23 protein-coding genes and 1 tRNA gene are annotated in these 16,956 nt (G+C 40.5%); 19 read left to right on the top strand and 5 right to left on the bottom strand.

Going from position 1 to position 16,956, the window contains the following annotated elements:
* Positions 1-4: 4 nt before the first annotated feature.
* The gene (gene rph, locus BKL49_RS09605) at positions 5-721 is read right to left on the bottom strand and encodes a ribonuclease PH (RefSeq protein ID WP_077424882.1); all 717 of its coding nucleotides are present in this window, start codon (positions 719-721) and stop codon (positions 5-7) included.
* A gap of 59 nt (positions 722-780) precedes the next feature.
* On the bottom strand, positions 781-2,523 hold the full coding sequence (gene dauA / locus BKL49_RS09610; protein ID WP_077424884.1) for a C4-dicarboxylic acid transporter DauA: 1,743 nt from the start codon (positions 2,521-2,523) through the stop codon (positions 781-783).
* Positions 2,524-2,649: 126 nt separating this feature from the next.
* Here dauA and BKL49_RS09615 point away from each other — a divergent pair.
* Both BKL49_RS09615 and BKL49_RS09620 read left to right on the top strand, forming a co-directional pair.
* A tRNA-Ser gene (locus tag BKL49_RS09615) sits at positions 2,650-2,739 on the top strand.
* 198 nt (positions 2,740-2,937) lie between these two features.
* Complete coding sequence (locus BKL49_RS09620; RefSeq protein WP_077424886.1) at positions 2,938-4,149, top strand: tyrosine-type recombinase/integrase; 1,212 nt, start codon at positions 2,938-2,940, stop codon at positions 4,147-4,149.
* Between the two features lie 28 nt (positions 4,150-4,177).
* Here the strand turns inward: BKL49_RS09620 and BKL49_RS09625 are convergent, their stop codons facing one another.
* Positions 4,178-4,438, bottom strand: a complete 261-nt coding sequence (locus BKL49_RS09625; RefSeq protein ID WP_077424888.1) for a hypothetical protein — start codon at positions 4,436-4,438, stop codon at positions 4,178-4,180.
* Positions 4,439-4,933: 495 nt separating this feature from the next.
* Here BKL49_RS09625 and BKL49_RS09630 point away from each other — a divergent pair, with 495 nt between their 5' ends.
* From BKL49_RS09630 to BKL49_RS09705, 17 genes are all read left to right on the top strand, one after another.
* Positions 4,934-5,233, top strand: a complete 300-nt coding sequence (locus tag BKL49_RS09630; RefSeq protein WP_244151985.1) for a helix-turn-helix transcriptional regulator — start codon at positions 4,934-4,936, stop codon at positions 5,231-5,233.
* Between the two features lie 11 nt (positions 5,234-5,244).
* Entirely contained in the window at positions 5,245-5,937 is a 693-nt protein-coding gene (locus tag BKL49_RS09635; protein WP_077424890.1) for a hypothetical protein, read from the top strand.
* A 10-nt stretch (positions 5,938-5,947) separates the two neighbouring features.
* On the top strand, positions 5,948-6,886 hold the full coding sequence (locus BKL49_RS09640) for a P2 family phage major capsid protein (protein WP_143530837.1): 939 nt from the start codon (positions 5,948-5,950) through the stop codon (positions 6,884-6,886).
* Positions 6,886-7,107, top strand: a complete 222-nt coding sequence (locus BKL49_RS09645; RefSeq protein ID WP_077424892.1) for a hypothetical protein — start codon at positions 6,886-6,888, stop codon at positions 7,105-7,107. The genes BKL49_RS09640 and BKL49_RS09645 overlap by 1 nt, the downstream gene beginning before the upstream one ends.
* A gap of 100 nt (positions 7,108-7,207) precedes the next feature.
* Entirely contained in the window at positions 7,208-7,462 is a 255-nt protein-coding gene (locus tag BKL49_RS09650) for a type II toxin-antitoxin system Phd/YefM family antitoxin (RefSeq protein WP_077424894.1), read from the top strand.
* Complete coding sequence (locus tag BKL49_RS09655) at positions 7,452-7,745, top strand: type II toxin-antitoxin system RelE family toxin (protein ID WP_077424896.1); 294 nt, start codon at positions 7,452-7,454, stop codon at positions 7,743-7,745. Before BKL49_RS09650 ends, BKL49_RS09655 begins: the two co-directional genes overlap by 11 nt.
* Positions 7,746-7,797: 52 nt before the next feature.
* Entirely contained in the window at positions 7,798-8,988 is a 1,191-nt protein-coding gene (locus tag BKL49_RS09660; RefSeq protein WP_077424898.1) for a hypothetical protein, read from the top strand.
* Positions 8,989-9,136: 148 nt separating this feature from the next.
* On the top strand, positions 9,137-9,352 hold the full coding sequence (locus BKL49_RS09665; protein WP_077424900.1) for a helix-turn-helix transcriptional regulator: 216 nt from the start codon (positions 9,137-9,139) through the stop codon (positions 9,350-9,352).
* A gap of 9 nt (positions 9,353-9,361) precedes the next feature.
* A complete protein-coding gene (locus BKL49_RS09670; RefSeq protein WP_077424902.1) occupies positions 9,362-9,670 on the top strand; it encodes an Ogr/Delta-like zinc finger protein in 309 nt (102 codons plus the stop codon).
* Between the two features lie 96 nt (positions 9,671-9,766).
* A complete protein-coding gene (locus tag BKL49_RS12350) occupies positions 9,767-10,933 on the top strand; it encodes a host cell division inhibitor Icd-like protein (protein ID WP_077424905.1) in 1,167 nt (388 codons plus the stop codon).
* Positions 10,926-11,240 carry a hypothetical protein gene (locus tag BKL49_RS09680; protein ID WP_077424907.1) on the top strand — a complete coding sequence of 105 codons (315 nt, stop codon included), beginning with the start codon at positions 10,926-10,928 and terminating at the stop codon, positions 11,238-11,240. The genes BKL49_RS12350 and BKL49_RS09680 overlap by 8 nt, the downstream gene beginning before the upstream one ends.
* Entirely contained in the window at positions 11,230-11,424 is a 195-nt protein-coding gene (locus BKL49_RS09685; RefSeq protein ID WP_077424909.1) for a hypothetical protein, read from the top strand. The genes BKL49_RS09680 and BKL49_RS09685 overlap by 11 nt, the downstream gene beginning before the upstream one ends.
* Before the next feature lie 68 nt (positions 11,425-11,492).
* Complete coding sequence (locus BKL49_RS09690) at positions 11,493-11,780, top strand: hypothetical protein (protein ID WP_143530838.1); 288 nt, start codon at positions 11,493-11,495, stop codon at positions 11,778-11,780.
* Positions 11,781-11,788: 8 nt separating this feature from the next.
* Entirely contained in the window at positions 11,789-13,345 is a 1,557-nt protein-coding gene (locus BKL49_RS09695) for a DUF927 domain-containing protein (RefSeq protein WP_244151986.1), read from the top strand.
* On the top strand, positions 13,330-13,986 hold the full coding sequence (locus BKL49_RS12720; RefSeq protein ID WP_244151987.1) for a hypothetical protein: 657 nt from the start codon (positions 13,330-13,332) through the stop codon (positions 13,984-13,986). Before BKL49_RS09695 ends, BKL49_RS12720 begins: the two co-directional genes overlap by 16 nt.
* A gap of 471 nt (positions 13,987-14,457) precedes the next feature.
* Entirely contained in the window at positions 14,458-14,772 is a 315-nt protein-coding gene (locus BKL49_RS09700) for a type II toxin-antitoxin system RelE/ParE family toxin (protein ID WP_077424911.1), read from the top strand.
* Positions 14,773-15,087, top strand: a complete 315-nt coding sequence (locus BKL49_RS09705) for an addiction module antidote protein (protein ID WP_425271882.1) — start codon at positions 14,773-14,775, stop codon at positions 15,085-15,087.
* Positions 15,088-15,479: 392 nt separating this feature from the next.
* Here the strand turns inward: BKL49_RS09705 and ispH are convergent, their stop codons facing one another.
* Both ispH and lspA read right to left on the bottom strand, forming a co-directional pair.
* Positions 15,480-16,430 (bottom strand): 4-hydroxy-3-methylbut-2-enyl diphosphate reductase, encoded by a 951-nt coding sequence (gene ispH / locus BKL49_RS09710; RefSeq protein WP_077424913.1) that lies wholly within the window; start codon positions 16,428-16,430, stop codon positions 15,480-15,482.
* Entirely contained in the window at positions 16,427-16,936 is a 510-nt protein-coding gene (lspA, locus tag BKL49_RS09715) for a signal peptidase II (RefSeq protein ID WP_077424915.1), read from the bottom strand. The genes ispH and lspA overlap by 4 nt, the downstream gene beginning before the upstream one ends.
* Positions 16,937-16,956 lie beyond the last annotated feature (20 nt).

Genomic DNA, 16,956 nt, shown 5'->3' on the forward strand with positions numbered 1-16,956 from the left:
TTCCTTATAAGCCTAGTGCTTCACGTTGTGCAGCAAAAATTTGATGACAACCCTGTTTAGCTAAATCCAGTAATGTTAATAATTCTTCGTGGCTGAATGGTTCGCCTTCTGCCGTGCCTTGCACTTCAATCATTCTTCCGTCTTCCATCATCACCACATTCATATCCGTTTCCGCGGCAGAATCTTCTACATATTCCAAATCACAAACCGCTTCACCTTCTACAATGCCAACAGAAATAGCTGACACTAAACCTTTAATCGGATTTGTTTTTAATGTGCCGTTTTCAATTAAACCATTAATTGCATCACACAAGGCAACCGCCGCCCCGGTAATGGAGGCCGTACGCGTGCCGCCATCTGCCTGAATTACATCGCAATCAAGGGTGATCGCGCGTTCACCAAGGGCTTTTAGATCGACCATTGCACGTAACGAACGAGCAATTAAACGTTGGATTTCCATCGTGCGTCCACCCTGTTTCCCCTTTGCCGCTTCACGTTGCATACGGCTGTGGGTTGAACGTGGCAACATACCGTATTCCGCCGTTACCCAACCTTGATTTTGCCCCTTCAAAAAACGAGGCACGCTTTCTTCCACAGTTGCGGTACAAAGCACTTTGGTATCGCCAAACTCAACCAAAACCGAACCTTCGGCGTGTTTGGTGTAATGACGGGTAATTTTAATTTGGCGGGGTTGATGATTTTCTCGATTATTCGGACGCATAAAAATTCCTTGATATGTAAATAAAAAAGCGCACTATTCTAGCACGCTTTTGTTTTTGCTTAGGAATGAGATTGCTCAAAATCACGAATTTTATTGAAAGTTTCACTCAAATCCGCCGCAAAATTAATCTTCTGAATTTCTGGTGCCGAATTTGATTTCACCAACATTCTGAGCGGTTGGAATTGCATATTACAGAGGTAAAGTTGCTGATGAGGCAGCATATGTTGCACAAATCTTGTCAAAGCGTGAATTCCCCCCGTATCCAGTACCGTCACCGCATCGCACTGCAGTACAATGTGCTTGATTTCGTGATCCGTATATACGGTTTTATCGTGAAGATCCGAAAATAATTTATCCGCTGCCGCAAAAAATAATGGCCCACTGATACGGTAAACCAGTACATCATCCAAATCTTCCGGAGCGTTATGCTCAATAGCTTTTGTCATTTCTGCAATAGTGCGGATAAATAAAAGGCTCGCCAGCAATACACCGATACTAATGGCAATCACCATATCAAATAAGACGGTCAAAATCAGACAGGTGATCAATACCGCCATTTCATTTTTACCGGAACGGCGTGCCAAATGAATAATTTCATTCACACTTGCCATATTCCACGCCACCACTAAAAGCAATGCAGCCATTGAAGAAAGCGGTAAATAAGAAAGGGCTTGTGCAAATAAAAGCAAGGAAAATAACACTAAAAGCGCGTGAACCACACTGGCAATGGGCGAAACCGCACCGGATTTTACATTGGCTGCCGAGCGGGCAATTGCTGCCGTTGCGGTAATACCACCAAAAAATGGAGAGACAAGATTGCCAAGACCTTGTGCGAGCAATTCATTATTGGAATGATGTTTGGTGTCTGTCATATTATCAAGCACCACCGCACACAATAAGGACTCAATCGCCCCCAAGACCGCCATTGAAAACGCCGCAGGTAATAAGGCTTGTAGGCCATTAAAATCCCATTGAATAAGTTCGCCCTGTGCATTTGGAATATTCCAAGGCAAGACAAAATCCGGCAATACATTTGGAATACCTTGTCCTATCGAACCATCGGGCAATGTATATTGAAACGCAGAACCGATCGTTGCTACCTCAAAATCAAAATACTGTAACGCTAAAGCAAGGATTGTACCGATAATCACCGCCGGTAAATGTCCCGGGATCGATAGGCGTAATTTATGCCATTGGGTGAGTACCAATAATGTCACCACGCCAACGGCGGTATCCGCCCAGTTTATGGTGGGAAGTGCGGTCAAAATTGCGTGAATTTTTTCCAGATAATGCGCCGGCATTTTTTCAATACTCAGCCCGAGGAAATCTTTAATTTGTAACGTACCGATTGTGATGCCAATTCCACAGGTAAAACCTAAGGTTACGGGCAAAGGAATATATTCAATTAATCGTCCAAGTCGGAACAATGCCATTAGAATTAAAATCACACCGGCAAGCAAGGTTGCCATTAGCAAACCGCTCAACCCAAATTGTTGCGTGACCGGATATAAAATCACCACAAAAGCAGCGGTAGGCCCTGAAATATTAAAACGGGAACCGCCGGTGATTGTGATCACAATGCCTGCGATAATCGCCGTATAAAGCCCGTGTTGTGGTGCAACACCGCTGGCAATTGCCAATGCCATTGAAAGCGGAATGGCAATCACACCAACAGTTAAACCGGCGATAATGTCACGAATTAATGATTTTTTCGTATAACCGGCACGGAAAGCATCTTTCAATGCGCTGAATGGTTTTACGGCTAAAAACACATTTTTAGAAAATAAAGATTTAATGTGCATAAAAAAACGCCAAAAAGTGGATAAAGTGCGGTTATTTTAGCGAAAGTTTAAAAAGATTTTAATGTTCTAACGCAAAAAACTTGACTAAACCAAGACAAATCTTTATAGTTCGCACCACCTCAACACGGTGAGATGTCCGAGTGGTTGAAGGAGCACGCCTGGAAAGCGTGTATGTGCGAAAGTGCATCGGGGGTTCGAATCCCCCTCTCACCGCCACGCAGCTTGTCAAATAACGTCTTTCTGTCAAAAAACAACGTAAAAACAACACTTTAACAGTTTTCTATTTGTTGTTTTCGTTCGCTATTGTTTGTCTTTGTTGTCGTTTTTAACTCCCTATTTAACTCCCTAGCAATTTGGGCTTACTTTTTAGGGAGTTAAAACGGCTAATGTTTAACCATAACAAAGGCTTTCATTATGAAATTAATTAAACCTCTCACCGATTCCACTATTCAATCTCTCAAATTCAAAGATAAAGAATTTAGAAAATATGACGGCAAAGAATCAGGGCTTTTTATCCGTGTAATGCCGAGTAAAAGGAAAACATTTTATTTTGAATATAGATTTGCGAGAAAGGTAAAAAAAATCAAGCTTGGTGATTATCCTACCCTTTCTCTTACCAATGCGCGCGATATAGCTCGGGAATATAGGGGGCTTGTTTTTCGTAATATTGATCCGCTTGCATACCGTGAATCTTTGCTAAATCCGGTAGAAGAAAAGAAAATCACCTTTGCTGAAATGGCAATGAAATGGCGTGATAAACGATTAAAATTGGGGAAACTCAAGGCGCAAACCGTAAATGAGGCATTCCGCCGCGTAGAATTACATTTATTTCCTAAAATCGCCAGTTTGCCGATTGATGAGGCAAATTATGAAACCTTTGCCCCCGCACTTTCACCACTGAAAAACTCCAATACGCTTTATAAGATCAATATTGCTATCAATCAGATCTTTAGAATGGCAGAGGATGAAAATTTAATCGCAAAAAATCCTTTTAGAAAAATTCACGATGAATTTACTTATGTGGAGACGAAGAATCATCCAACCATACCCCCCGAAGAATTGCCGCATTTGTTCAAGGTTTTACAAAATTCAGATATTAAAAAACCGACCGTGCTTTTAATCGAATGGCAGTTATTGAGCATTTTGAGAAGTTCAGAGGCGGTGACGATTGAATGGGCTGATATTGATTGGGAAGCAAAAGCCTTACATATTCCGGCAGAGCGAATGAAAGGCGGTAAGCGTGCGCATAGTGTTCCGCTTTCCTCTCAAGCCTTGAATGTGTTAGAGCAAATGCGCCGTTATACGGGCAACCGTAAATATGTGTTTTGTAGCCGTGTTGCACCTTATAATCGCCCTATGAATAGCGGGGCTGCTAATGTGGCATTGAAACGAATAGGATTTAAAGATTTATTGGTTGCTCACGGTTTACGAAGTATTGCCAGCACTTATTTACACGAATTGGATCGCTTTTCTTCAGAATCAATAGAGCTATGCCTTTCTCACGAGAATAGAGGAAAAGTTCGCAAGGCGTATGATAAATCTAAAAAATGGAAATCAAGACAAGCCATTATGCAATGTTGGGGCGATTATGTAGAACAATGTAAATTAGAGGCGATGAAAGCCTAAACTATCATGGGGCGGAGCATTCCGCCCTTTATTCTTCCTCGCACTCGTCTTCATCCTCGCATTCTTCATCATAGTACGACTCAACATAGTGTTCTTGATGTTGTTTATTCTTTGCCTGTTGTTCTTCCTTTTTGTCTTTATAATGCTTAACGACTTTATAGACAACATAGGCGGCCACCGCCTTTTTAATTATGCCACTACTTTTTTTCTTTTGTTCTGCTATTGCCGGATTAATAACACCCCATGCAAACACACCGACAAGCGCATAAGTTAGCCCACTTTTAAACATTGATAAACCCTTGTCATTACTGGTTTTTCGTGAGTTCATTATATCAAAAATGCAATCCTCCCAATACTAAAAAGCCTAATTTATCCCGAATTTCCCTCAAAAAATCCACGTATGAAAAATCGCAACCCTCGCACGCCTGCGCGCTTTTACTTGAGGGCTCATTTCAAACGCAATTCTCAAAAGCTATAAAGCCTTATCTAAACTGGCTTTAAAAGGTTTTTCCAGCTCAACTCTTTTAACGCAAATCAACGCAAAAAAACGCAAAATTTAGGCGTAAAAATGCCAGTCTAGCCCAATTTTTAACACACAAAATCGGACAGTACGCCACATTGATAAAAAGTGCGATCGAATTTGTTCTTAATTTTTCCCCGATTTTGTGAAATACCTCATCACAATTGCCACTTAATGCACATTATGGCGTATTTATCTATGATGAAAACCGTTCCATAGCGTAATGCTCGGACACACACCACACTAAATTTTTTTAGGTGAAAAATGCAACAAGGCAATCAAGCAAAAAACGAGCTAACCGCACTTGCACGTTTAATAAGATATACAAAGCACTACAACATAGGGAAAATGATGACGGACAACACACAAAATGAACGTTTTTTAAGAGTGGATGACGTGATAAAGCTCACCGGGCTTTCACGCTCCACCATTTACGACAAAGCACGGATAGGGAAATTTCCCGAAGCCGTAAATCTAGGCGGCAATGCAAAAGCCTGGCTAGAAAGTGAAGTAAGAAACTGGATGAATGAACGCATTCAACAACGCAACAACAAAACAAAATAGGAAGGTAACAGATGATCAAACTTACCCTACAACATCCCGAAAAACAGGCAAAATTGACCGAACTTTTGAACAAGTTCAATGAAAAGAAAGCGATATTAATCGCCCGTTCTGATGAACTCGGTAAACTTGAGCAAAAGCAAGTCAAAAACACCGCCACCCTTTCAGCCGTTCGCCACGAATTTGAAACGGAAATTGCCAAAATCAAGGCGAAATTTGAGACAGAAAGCGAACTCACCCTTGATGATTACAGCACCACGCAAAAATTAAAAGCGGAATTAAAATCAAGGGTGGATTTCTTCACCGCCCTGAATGAAGACTTAGAACAAAAACTTTACGACAAGCGCGAAGAAGTTTACACCGCCAAACAAGATTTTCTCACCTTCCGCAAGCAGATTTACCGATTCACCGCCGAAGCCTTGATTGATGAATTTATGGCCCGGAATAAGGCGAAAATCGCGCTATTTAAGGGCTTATTTGTTCAATCCGGTGAATATAACCCGCAAACGGGAAGAAGCACCCACGATGAATTTAATAACTTCATTATCAAAAAATTCAATGTGGAATTCACCACGCCGGAAGAATTAAAACTCCCACCGCTGGAACTGGCTACCGACTGGAAGCCGAAAACCCCAACGCAAAAGCACGTTGAGCGTTTTCAAGCGCAAGAAGAAAAAGGCTTAAAACGTTTATTAACTGAAATGTAAGGATGACAAGATGCAAAAACTCACTCAAGAAAAATTTACTGCCTACAAAAACGAATTTGAAGGCGTAGAAATGCAAGAATACAGCCATTTCAACGACCACGCCAAAGTAGAAAAAATCGTAAAACAAGGCATTAAAAACCACGCTTTTTTAGGCTTAATCACCACAAAATTTGTTACCGATTCACCGAATAAAGCCCACGAACTCTCGTTACCGATTGTCGGCAATACCGACACCGAAAAACACGCACGCGAGCCACTAAATTTTGTACAAGGTGCAACGCCTTTTAATTGTGAGCAAATTAATTTAGATGTTCGCCTACCGCATAGCGATTTGGATTTGTTCGCTGATATTGATTTTGAAAAAGAACTCAATGCACGGCTAGGCAGTGAATTGGCGCAGAATCTTGCTATGGTTGGCTTTCACGGCACACACCGCGCAGAAGACTCCGCCCCTGAAACCAACCCACTAGGCGAAGATGTAGCAAAAGGTTGGCATACACAGTTAAAAGAAAAAGCGCAAGTGATTCACGCCGGTGAATTAAGCGGACAAACTACCGCCCAACTTATTAAAAAGGCTCTTGAAAAATTGCCGGCAAAACTCCGTGAAAGTGGCGATTTAATCGCAATTTGTGGACGAAATGTTTTAGACGGTGCATTTATTCAACTTGAACCGAAACAACTCAATGCACAAAATGGCGTGCTATTAACGGCACAAAATCTCATAGGCGGCTTACGTGCTATTAACGTTCCCTTTTTTCCGGCAGATAGCATTTTGATCACCTCACTTTCCAATCTTGCCATCTACCTAAAACAAAACACCGCGCGCCTATTCTTCAAACAAGAACCGCGCGAAGACAGTTTGAAAATTTACTTTTCGGTACGGTTTGATTACTTGCTCGAAAATTACCGCCACGCCGTTTTAATTGATAACATTGAAGGGCAAGCATAATGGCAGAAAAAACCATTGAAGCGCACGCGGCAGATTTACACCAAGCCACAAGCCTTTTTTTGAATTACAGCGTGCAGCATTTAATCGCACAAGGCACCATTCAACCAAGTGAAAAAAATGCACTTATGCGCGAGTATTCAAAAATTATGGCAGAGAAAATGCGCGAATTTGACCGCACTTTTTGCAAATCATCCGCCCCTTCAAGCATTTTTAGTTATTAATCCAACGCCCCGAAAGGGGCTTTTTTATCTTCATTAAATGCTTTAAAAAACTTTTTAAAGTGCTATTATTTAATCCGAATTTATTGACAAGGAGCGAATAATGGCAATACACCAAATTTTGACACAACAAGCGGCAAGCATTACCGATTTAAAACGCGATCCTATGGGCATTGCGCAGGCGAGTGAACAGGGCGCTATCGCTATTTTGAACCGAAATCAACCGGCTTTTTATTGCGTGACTCCCGCACTGTTTGAATATTTTCAAGAATTGGCGGAAGATGCAGAGCTAGGCAGAATTGCACAAGAACGTATGAAAGAGGGAGAATTTATTGCGGTGAACCTTAATGATTTATAGCCTGAAATTCCACGAAAAAGCGTTAAAAGAATGGCAGAAATTGGGCGAGCCGGTAAAAAGCCAATTTAAGAAGAAATTGCACGAACGGTTAGAAAATCCCCATGTGCAAGCGGACAAATTACGCGGATTTTCACCCGCACTTTATAAAATCAAACTACGCACGGCGGGTTATCGTCTTGTTTATGAAGTGCGAGACAATGAAATCACCGTTTTTGTATTATCCGTAGGCAAGCGAGACCGCCTACAAGCCTATGAAAACGCACGCCATAGACAATACCAATAAATCCCATTTAAAGCCCTATTAATGGGCTTTCTTTTTATTTAAGGATTCAAAAATGACAAAAAACAAACCTACTTTACCGCCGAGAAAATGGTATAGCTTGCAACAGGCGGCAGATAAATTAAGTCAAATATTTAATCAACCCGTAACAAGCGGCGATTTATTACATTATGCTAATCAAGGATTAATAGAACTTTCTGTAAGAATTGATTTTGAAAAAATAGATGATGATTTTTTTAAAATCAATATCCATAATTCAAATTTAGAGAAAGTGCTTGATGACATTTATGATTTAGATGTACATTGCTGGCAAGGATATATAGGGAAAACAAATTTTATAAAAACTGATCGATTTAAAGCTATTTTAAATGATACATTTAATTTTGAAGACGTATTCAATAAAATGCAATCTGAATCAATGAAATCAGAAATGGGCTTAGTCGATTCAGATGTTTTTTTAGCTAAAATAAATAATGAAACAATCCCAGTTTACGATGGCTTTGTCAACGATGATTTCTATATGGGAGTAAGAACAAATATAGAAAAATTAAATGGTTTTTTTGCTATTGAATTTAATGACTTTGAAGAAATATTGATTGATGAAAACAATCCTGAAATAAACCTTAAAGAAATAACATTTAGAGCCTCAAGAAATGACAATATCAACAATGGTTTTGGTTTTTCAATTGATGGAATGAATAGTAGAGACAAACAAATTATAGAGTTAAACAAAGATTCTATTTTTATTGTTCCGGAAGAATTAGAACTATTTGCTAATGGCGGAAAACCATTAAGAAACTTAAATAGTTTTGAAAACTTTATCGAGGAATGGAAAAACCCAACAAGAACAATGAAACCCGAGACAGTGGTAAAAGAAAACGTGCTTGTAGAAACAGAAACGCTAAAAATATTTGAACTGAAAACTATCCCTTATTTCAATCAAATTGACGCTCAAAATGAAGAATTTAATTCAACTCAAACCGAAAAGAGCAAAGGAGGCAGACCGAGCATAAAATACAAAGATCAAATCATTGAACTTGCTCAAAAAATTTTTAAAGCTTATCCACACCATAATAGAGAAAGAATTTCCGATGCCATTTTAGAGCTTATCAATAATCAAAACTATTTTAATGATCTAAACTTTACAATAACACCGGAAACAACAAAAAAAATTTTAAGAGAAAATGAAATAGGAAAACCACGAGGAGAATCAAGCAAAATCAAGGCACTTGCTCAATTCAAGTAAAAACCGCTCAATGATCTAAACCTAGTTTTAAACATTTAAAACTAGGTTTTTTCATATTTAATAAATTTATCCTTCCTTACCATTCCTCCCCGACAAACAAGACAAAAAAGCACGTTATTTGACAACACCAACAACCAGAGGGGAACGTATGGAAAAAAACACCGATTCACAACAACGCTATTATTCAACCGCCACGCTTTGCAAAATGCTTGATGTATCGCGTAGCTGGATATGGGAGCAAGTCAACGCGGGGAAATTCCCTAAGCCAGTGAAATTTGGACGGCTTGCCCGTTATCCGGTGGAAGCCGTGGAGCGTTATTTAGCCCAGCAAAACCACACCGCAGAAAACCAACACGCAAACTAAGGGGGTAAGATGAGCGGATTAACCATTTATTGCCCGTTTTGCGGGCATAAAGCAGGCATTCGAACAAGTGGCAAACTTTCTTTACTGGTTACCAGTGCGCGCCTTTACTGCCCACAATGCAACCAATTACAAGCGGAATTTATCGGGCAAATCACCAACATTCGTCGCGCTGTTTTTGTAGATTGTCCGGAGGCGAGCAACTGGGAGAAAAGCGAAAAAGAACTGTTGAAAGAAGCGGGGATAAAACCTATGACCAACGAAGAACGCTTAGCACGGCTTAAAGAATCCGGCAACGCACAAGGAAAGCTCAATTTCTAATCGAGCCGCCAAAACGCAGCCAAAAGAAAAGCCCCCGACCTGAACGGAGGCTTGACACTCAAAATCAACCATAAAACATAAAATAAGGATTCATTTATGAGAAATGAACGGGCGTATTATAGCCAAAAATCAAGCACTTTTCATCAAACGCACAAAAAAAGCCATATTTTGTCAAATTCAGCCTTGACAACTAAAACGAAATTAAACTATATTAAATCCGCTTTAGCAAAATCTGAAGCCGGCCGTGAGAAGCTGAATTTACAAATGGCGAACCCTAGCACGCCAGTTTTTACCCGTGCTTTTTTTGTTCGTAGCGTTCGCACACCTATCCAAAATAATCTTTCTTTTGATAGACTATTCCCAATGGTAGCGCGTAATGGGCAACCGCTTGCGGTTGGCTGCTTTCCATTTGTAGCAGTTTCTCACCCCGTTACGCGCTACCGCCCGATCGTGAGAAATCTAGCGGTAGTTCCCAAAAATTTACAAATGGAAACCGCAGAAATGATCTACAAATTTCTATGCGTCAATCGCACGCACCCGCACTTTAATTTGTGCGTTCAAACTATTCAAGCCAACAACGAAACTAACGCGCGCCTAAGCCTTAGCGCCGATTTTCAATGCCTTTCACTTATCGTCAAAATCAACCCGAAATTTGACCGCACTTTTCATCAACCGCACAAAAAAAGCCGTTTTTTGTCAAATTCAGCCTTGACAGTTAAAACGAAATTAAACTATATTAAATTCGCTTTAGCAAAATCTAAAGTACGAGCCTCGAAACTCGTTTTATTATTACAGGCGAACAGCACGCCAAATCGTGCTTTTTTTGTTCGTAGCGTTTACGCATCTATTCAATATAGCCTATTTTCTGATAGTCTATTCTCAATGGTAGCGCATAACGGGAAAGGTTACGCCCTTTGCCGTTTTCCTGTAATAACGGTTTTCGAGCCCGTTATGTGCTACCGCCCAAGCCTCGAAACTTTAGCGGTAGTTCCTCAAAATTTATTACAGGAAACCGCAGAGATGATCTATTTATTTCTTTGTGCTAACCGCACGCGCCCAACTTATAGCGAAGATGTGCTATTAATCCAAGCCGACAGCGAAGAAAACGCCCGTTTTCAGCTTACAGCAGACCACCGCTATTTACTCACCCTCGCCACTTACGGCAACCACCAATTTAATCAAGCCGAAAGCAAATTAAATCGCCTTGTTCAACGTTTAAAAAGTGCGGTCGATTTTACCGTTCAAGGGGGGATTTATGCCTAACTATGCAGAAATAGAGCGTGAAGTTCAACGCCGCATCAACAACCCAACCCCAGCCGAACAAGTACAAGACAAAATCGAAGCATTTCACGCACAAAACATCAACATAATGACGGAATTTTACCCTGATTTAGTGTTGGCCCTTGATGAATATTATCGCGCGGCAGAAGTGAAGGAAGCCAAACGACAAGGCGGAATGCTTTGCTTACACGAAATAATGAAAAACCATAGTAAAACCGTAGATGAGCAATATAGCCGGTTATTGGCGGATATTCGGTCAATTTTAACAGGGGGTAAAAATGACCATTAAAACGTCTTTGTTACGCTTTCCCAACGGCGCAGAATTGGAATTTTTCGCCGGTGATAGTCACCTGTTTGATAAAGCCTTTGCAGGCTTTGATTTTCCTAAAAGTCAAAAGCGCAATACCGGTGAAAGGCGGGTAAAGCAAAAGCGCAAACAACAGAAAATAGCGCGTAGGCTAAATAGAAATTAGCCGTAAAAATTGACCACACTTTATCTTATCAGCGGGGTGAAATGCCTCGCTTTAACGGATGGAACAATATGCAACAAGAATCAAAATTAACGCTAACAAACCTGAAACGCATTCTTACCGATTATGATGAACGCCTAAGCCGACTTGAAAACGACAAAGCAATCTATAACCCCGATGAAATATGGACAGCGCGCCAAGTGGCAAACTATGCCAAAATTTCATACGGCTATTTAATGCAAAAACTTATCCACGATCCGCACTTTCCGGCAAGCGTAGGCACACCAAAGAAAAACGCCCCGAAAAAATACCGCGCCGGCGATGTGATTGCGTTTTTTAAGCATAGAAATCAAGGTTAGGAGGCATTATGGCAACGAAAAAACAACTACCAAAAGTACCGCACTTTGACGAACAAGGACGCGTAGCCTATGAACATATTTTTGCTTTAATTGGCAATAAAGCGTGGTACGCGTGGGGAAAAGGAAATGGGCTAGAATGGAGCTTATTGCGTGATAAATTAGGCTTAGGCAATGATTATAAACCGATTATTTTAGATGCTGAAAAATTGGCGAATGCAGGCAATTACCAGATTTTAAAAGAAGAGGTTCACGTAGTGACGTTTTGCCGTTTTGGTAACGTGACACAAGCACAAGAAACCGCCTTACTTTTAGCCATAGCCAAACATTCCAAGGCTGAAAAAATCTTTTTTGCCGATAACTTAGGCGAAAATAAGCAGGATTTAAGCGGCTATGTTTTACGCCTAAGAGAAGATGAAACGGCGCGTAATACGGCTGAAATGATGATAGACACCATAGAGCAAGACAACGCCCCACGCAAAACACCTTATGTTGAATATCGAGAAAATGGCAAGATTAAAGGATTACATTATATAACGCCCAAGGTGGATAGAGACACCGGCGAGATCATTCAAGAAAAAGAAACGTGGATTTGCGACAATTTAGCGTTAGTGGGTGAAGGTAAAACCGCAGGCGGTGAATATTATTACCTTTTCCAATGGCAAAACCGAGATGAAAGTACACCGCGCACGGTTGCCATTGCCCGTGAAGATTTTGGCACGGATACCGGCTGGAAAATGTTAAAAGCGCAAGGCTTGAAGATGACACAGGGATCGGGCTTAACTCAAAAGCTCACCGAGCATTTTCACTTTAATGGTAACCATTCGACACAATGGACGATCACCAATGTGACCGGCTGGCTGAATGGAGCATATTTATTGCCAAATGGGAAAATCATTGGCACACCAACAAAACCTATCTATTTCACGGATAAAAGCAGTTCAAGCCTAGGCTATACTACAAGCGGAACCCTTGCCGATTGGCAAAGAGAAATCGCGCAAAATGTGCGGGGCAATGTCTCAATGATGTTAGGCGTAGCCGTTGCCCTTGCCGCACCAATGCTTTCACTTTTGGGGCGGGAATCCTTTGGGGTTCACCTTTTCGCCGAAAGTTCAAAAGGAAAAAGCACAACATTAAACATAGCCAACAGCATTTACGGCAACCCTGACAAAATCAAATTAAGCTGGAGTACCACCGCAACCGGCGTAAAAAATGAAGCCTCCGCAAGAAATGATGGTTTTATTACTCTTGACGAAATCGGGCAAGCCAAAGACGGGAAAAACCTTGAAACGATTGCTTACGATTTATTCAATGAAACGGATAAAATCCGCGGTGAAAAAGAGGGAGGAAACCGACAAATAAAACGCTGGAAAGTGACCGCACTTTCAACCGGTGAAAAGGATTTAGAAACGCAATTAAGGTTACAGGGAGCAAAAGTACACGCAGGACAATTAGTGCGGCTTTTAAATGTTCCCCTCGAGGAAGCGGGCAATTTACACAGCTTTCCGAATAATAAAGCTCACGCCGACCATTTAAACGAAAAAGTGCAAGAATGTTTTTTGGCGTAATTGGGCGTGAATGGATTGCTTTTCTTGCCAACAATGCGGACAGCATCAAAACCGTCTATAAAGCAATCCGGCAAAAATGGTTAGATTTATCTAGCAATATGAGCGGACAAGTTCAACGCGTCGCCGGTGATCGCTTTGCCGTGTTAGAAACCGCTTTGTATTTAGCCAAAGATTTAACCCAATGGACGGAAGAAGAAAGCGCGCAAGCCATTTTGAAAAACTTTCTCAACTGGAAAGAAGAATTTGGCGAAAACAGCCGAGAGGAAAGCGCACTGATTCGAGCCGTAACTGATTGGCTATTAATTAATGAAGCCGCTTTTATTGAATATCCGGCAGGCCCAAACGCCAAAACACCGTTAAAAATTGCGGGCGTTCGTGTACTGGCAGATAAAGCCGCAAAAGAAGAAGAACACTATTTCATTTATCCCAAAATCTTTGATGAAGTGATAGACGGATTCCCCAAAAAAATGGCATTGGGTATTTTATTTACAGCGGGGCTACTCAAAAAACCAAACAAACCGGAACAAGGCTATAATGAGTTTATTTTCAAGATACCTAAAAAGATGATCGGCAAAACGGCGAGAGCCTATAAAATTATGCCGTTTTCAGATGAACCGGAAACCGAAGAAGAAGCCGAGTAAATTTTCAAAAGAGCAAGGTGCAATCCTTGCTTTTTTTACGCCTTGAAAATATTTTTTTGTAGAAAAGATTGATTTTTTATAGGAATAATAGGAATAAACTAATATAAATACTTATAAATCAATATGTTATAAAAATAAAATATTCCTATTTTATGGCTTTTTATTCCTATTTTAGCCCTTTTCATTCCTATTTTGAAAAAATGGCTTTCTCCCGTTCCTAAAAAATTCCTGTTGCGTTCCTATTTTGGAAAACAAAAATAGGAACGTTTTTTAGCACTTAACTATTTAATAAATAAAGAAAAAAATCTTGGCGTTCCTAAATTCCTATAATTCCTATAAAAAATACACTCACAGAAAAAAATTATTTTTATGGCGACCATAATCTAAAATGACAGAAAATGACCGCACTTTATCTCTTTCTTTTTCGTATCCCAAAGGATACAATAAGGCTAATTAATAAGAGAAGAAGCAATGCACGAAATCATTAAAATTGAAATTACCGATACTTTTGCCCGATGGCTTGAAAAACTCAAAGATCCGATTGCTAAAGCAAGCATAGCCCGAAGAATTTACAATGCAAAACGCGGAAATTTTGGCGATTGGAAAGCTCTGGGCGATGGCGTGAATGAAATGCGATTAAGTGTAAGTAAAGGCTACCGCATATACTATGCCCAACAAGGCGAAGTTATTTACATCTTACTAAATGGCGGACACAAAGGCACACAACAAGCCGACATAGAAAAAGCTAAGACACTATGGGCTGAATTAAAAGGCAAGGGGGAATAAATGACTATTAGCCAAGAAATGAGAGAAAAACACGGTATCAGAGAATTTGACGTTGCCGAGTTTTTAATAGATGAAGAAACAATCAGTGCTTATTTAACGGAAGTGCTAAAAGAAGGCGACCAAGGCGAATTTTTACAAGCCTTAGGGGATATTGCCCGCGCCCGAGGGATGACAGAGCTTAGCGAGAAAACAGGATTAGGGCGTGAAAGCCTTTATAAAACCCTTTCCAAAGACGCGAAACCAAGATTTGACACCATTCAAAAGATTTTAGCGGCATTCAATATTGAGCTTGTTCCCACCGTTAAAACCTCATAGCTTTAGGGCGAAAATATCGCCCTTTTCTTTCCTAATATAAAATGAGATTAAGCGAGATTTAAAGATTGACCCTAAAGGCGTTTTTCTTGAAAATATAGAAAAGTAAAGGCAAACAATAGATTTTAACTCCCCAAGATACTCCCCACACAATAAGAAGGAAGTTAAAGAAAGTAGGCATTTCAAGGCTTGACAGTAAAAAGTGATTGTTCCCTCTCGCCAGAACACAATTCACTGATAGTTCACCTACGTTCGCATTCAATAAAAAGTATAGTCGAGTTTTTCTCTTGTTTTCTTATTAGTTTTATACAATTCCCAAATCTAGTATTTATTACATTATCTTTATCTAAAATAAAAAAATGGCATCCTGAAATAAGATTCCGTTTTAACCTAATTCACTTCTTTAATCCGCATTTAATCCGCAATTCTTTTGGCACTTCAAAGAACATATTTTCTTCAAGACCTTGTAATTCTTCCACCTCATTTGCACCAAATTCTTTTAAGCGGGAAATGATGGATTGCACCAATTCTTCCGGTGCTGATGCGCCGGCGGTGATACCAATGGTTTTCACTTTGTCGAACCAATCTGCCTGAATATCTTCAGGGTCATCAAGCAACTGTGATTTTACTCCCATACGGGAGGCTAATTCCGCTAAGCGATTGGAATTGGAGGAATTTTTTGAACCAACCACCAGCACTAAATCCGATAATTTAGCCAATTCACGCACTGCTTCTTGACGGTTTGTTGTGGCATAGCAAATGTCATTTTTATGCGGCCCTTGGATTGACGGATATTTTTCTTTTAATGCGGCAATCGTTTCGGCGGTATCATCTAAGGAAAGTGTGGTTTGTGTCATAAAGGTGAGATCATCCTTTTCTTGCACCGGTAAACGTGCAATATCTTCCACGCTTTCAATTAAATAAATGCCGCCCTCATCGTTGCTATATTGCCCCATTGTGCCTTTTACTTCGGGATGACCTTTATGCCCGATAAGGATGGCTTTTGTGCCTTTTCGGCTGGCGCGTGCCACCTGCATATGTACTTTGGTTACTAAGGGACAAGTGGCATCAAATACTTTGAGTTGGCGATCTTTCGCTTCTTGGCGTACTGCTTGAGAAACACCGTGTGCGGAGAAAATGACAATCGCTCCGTCCGGTACTTCGCTTAATTCTTCTACAAAAATTGCACCACGCTCACGCAAGCCATTCACGACAAAACGGTTATGCACCACTTCGTGGCGAACATAAATAGGTGCGCCGTGAATTTCCAGTGCAAGTTCTACAATGCTAATGGCACGATCAACGCCGGCACAAAATCCACGGGGATTGGCTAAAATTATCTTCATTTTTGACCGCTCTTTTCTTTTGTTTGAACTTTCTTTTCATTTTTTAATGCATCAAGCGGTAATAAACCCGCGCCGATACAAATGACAATATCCGCCACATTGAAAACCGGATAATGATAAATATCCCAGTAAAAATCGAAGAAATCCACCACGAATCCGTTATAAGCACGATCTACCATATTGGCGAGCGCACCGCCGATAATGAGGGCGTAAGCTGCATTTTGCATTTTTTGCTCGGCACGATTTTTCGCTAAGAAATAAATCAACATTGCGGAAATCGCCAACGCCAAGACAATAAACAAATATTGTTGCCAACCGCTATGATCCGCCAAGAAGCTAAACGCCGCACCATAGTTGCGCACATAAGTTAGATTAAATAAAGGCATTACGCTTATACTTTCGTATAAATCAAACTTTTGCACCACGATATATTTCGTGAATAAATCAAGGGCAAAAGCGACCGCACTTAGCCAAAGAAAAGAAAGACCGGATTTTGTTTTAGCCATAAAAATTTCCTAAATGAAAA

Origin of the sequence: Rodentibacter myodis (assembly GCF_001999305.1) — a bacterium.
GTDB lineage: Bacteria > Pseudomonadota > Gammaproteobacteria > Enterobacterales > Pasteurellaceae > Rodentibacter > Rodentibacter myodis.

Coding starts and splice junctions, on each gene's coding strand:
- rph (WP_077424882.1), bottom strand. CDS start 721: ATGCGTCCGAATAATCGAGAAAATCATCAACCCCGCCAAATTAAAATT.
- dauA (WP_077424884.1), bottom strand. CDS start 2,523: ATGCACATTAAATCTTTATTTTCTAAAAATGTGTTTTTAGCCGTAAAA.
- BKL49_RS09620 (WP_077424886.1), top strand. CDS start 2,938: ATGAAATTAATTAAACCTCTCACCGATTCCACTATTCAATCTCTCAAA.
- BKL49_RS09625 (WP_077424888.1), bottom strand. CDS start 4,438: ATGTTTAAAAGTGGGCTAACTTATGCGCTTGTCGGTGTGTTTGCATGG.
- BKL49_RS09630 (WP_244151985.1), top strand. CDS start 4,934: ATGCAACAAGGCAATCAAGCAAAAAACGAGCTAACCGCACTTGCACGT.
- BKL49_RS09635 (WP_077424890.1), top strand. CDS start 5,245: ATGATCAAACTTACCCTACAACATCCCGAAAAACAGGCAAAATTGACC.
- BKL49_RS09640 (WP_143530837.1), top strand. CDS start 5,948: ATGCAAAAACTCACTCAAGAAAAATTTACTGCCTACAAAAACGAATTT.
- BKL49_RS09645 (WP_077424892.1), top strand. CDS start 6,886: ATGGCAGAAAAAACCATTGAAGCGCACGCGGCAGATTTACACCAAGCC.
- BKL49_RS09650 (WP_077424894.1), top strand. CDS start 7,208: ATGGCAATACACCAAATTTTGACACAACAAGCGGCAAGCATTACCGAT.
- BKL49_RS09655 (WP_077424896.1), top strand. CDS start 7,452: ATGATTTATAGCCTGAAATTCCACGAAAAAGCGTTAAAAGAATGGCAG.
- BKL49_RS09660 (WP_077424898.1), top strand. CDS start 7,798: ATGACAAAAAACAAACCTACTTTACCGCCGAGAAAATGGTATAGCTTG.
- BKL49_RS09665 (WP_077424900.1), top strand. CDS start 9,137: ATGGAAAAAAACACCGATTCACAACAACGCTATTATTCAACCGCCACG.
- BKL49_RS09670 (WP_077424902.1), top strand. CDS start 9,362: ATGAGCGGATTAACCATTTATTGCCCGTTTTGCGGGCATAAAGCAGGC.
- BKL49_RS12350 (WP_077424905.1), top strand. CDS start 9,767: ATGAGAAATGAACGGGCGTATTATAGCCAAAAATCAAGCACTTTTCAT.
- BKL49_RS09680 (WP_077424907.1), top strand. CDS start 10,926: ATGCCTAACTATGCAGAAATAGAGCGTGAAGTTCAACGCCGCATCAAC.
- BKL49_RS09685 (WP_077424909.1), top strand. CDS start 11,230: ATGACCATTAAAACGTCTTTGTTACGCTTTCCCAACGGCGCAGAATTG.
- BKL49_RS09690 (WP_143530838.1), top strand. CDS start 11,493: ATGCAACAAGAATCAAAATTAACGCTAACAAACCTGAAACGCATTCTT.
- BKL49_RS09695 (WP_244151986.1), top strand. CDS start 11,789: ATGGCAACGAAAAAACAACTACCAAAAGTACCGCACTTTGACGAACAA.
- BKL49_RS12720 (WP_244151987.1), top strand. CDS start 13,330: ATGTTTTTTGGCGTAATTGGGCGTGAATGGATTGCTTTTCTTGCCAAC.
- BKL49_RS09700 (WP_077424911.1), top strand. CDS start 14,458: ATGCACGAAATCATTAAAATTGAAATTACCGATACTTTTGCCCGATGG.
- BKL49_RS09705 (WP_425271882.1), top strand. CDS start 14,773: ATGACTATTAGCCAAGAAATGAGAGAAAAACACGGTATCAGAGAATTT.
- ispH (WP_077424913.1), bottom strand. CDS start 16,430: ATGAAGATAATTTTAGCCAATCCCCGTGGATTTTGTGCCGGCGTTGAT.
- lspA (WP_077424915.1), bottom strand. CDS start 16,936: ATGGCTAAAACAAAATCCGGTCTTTCTTTTCTTTGGCTAAGTGCGGTC.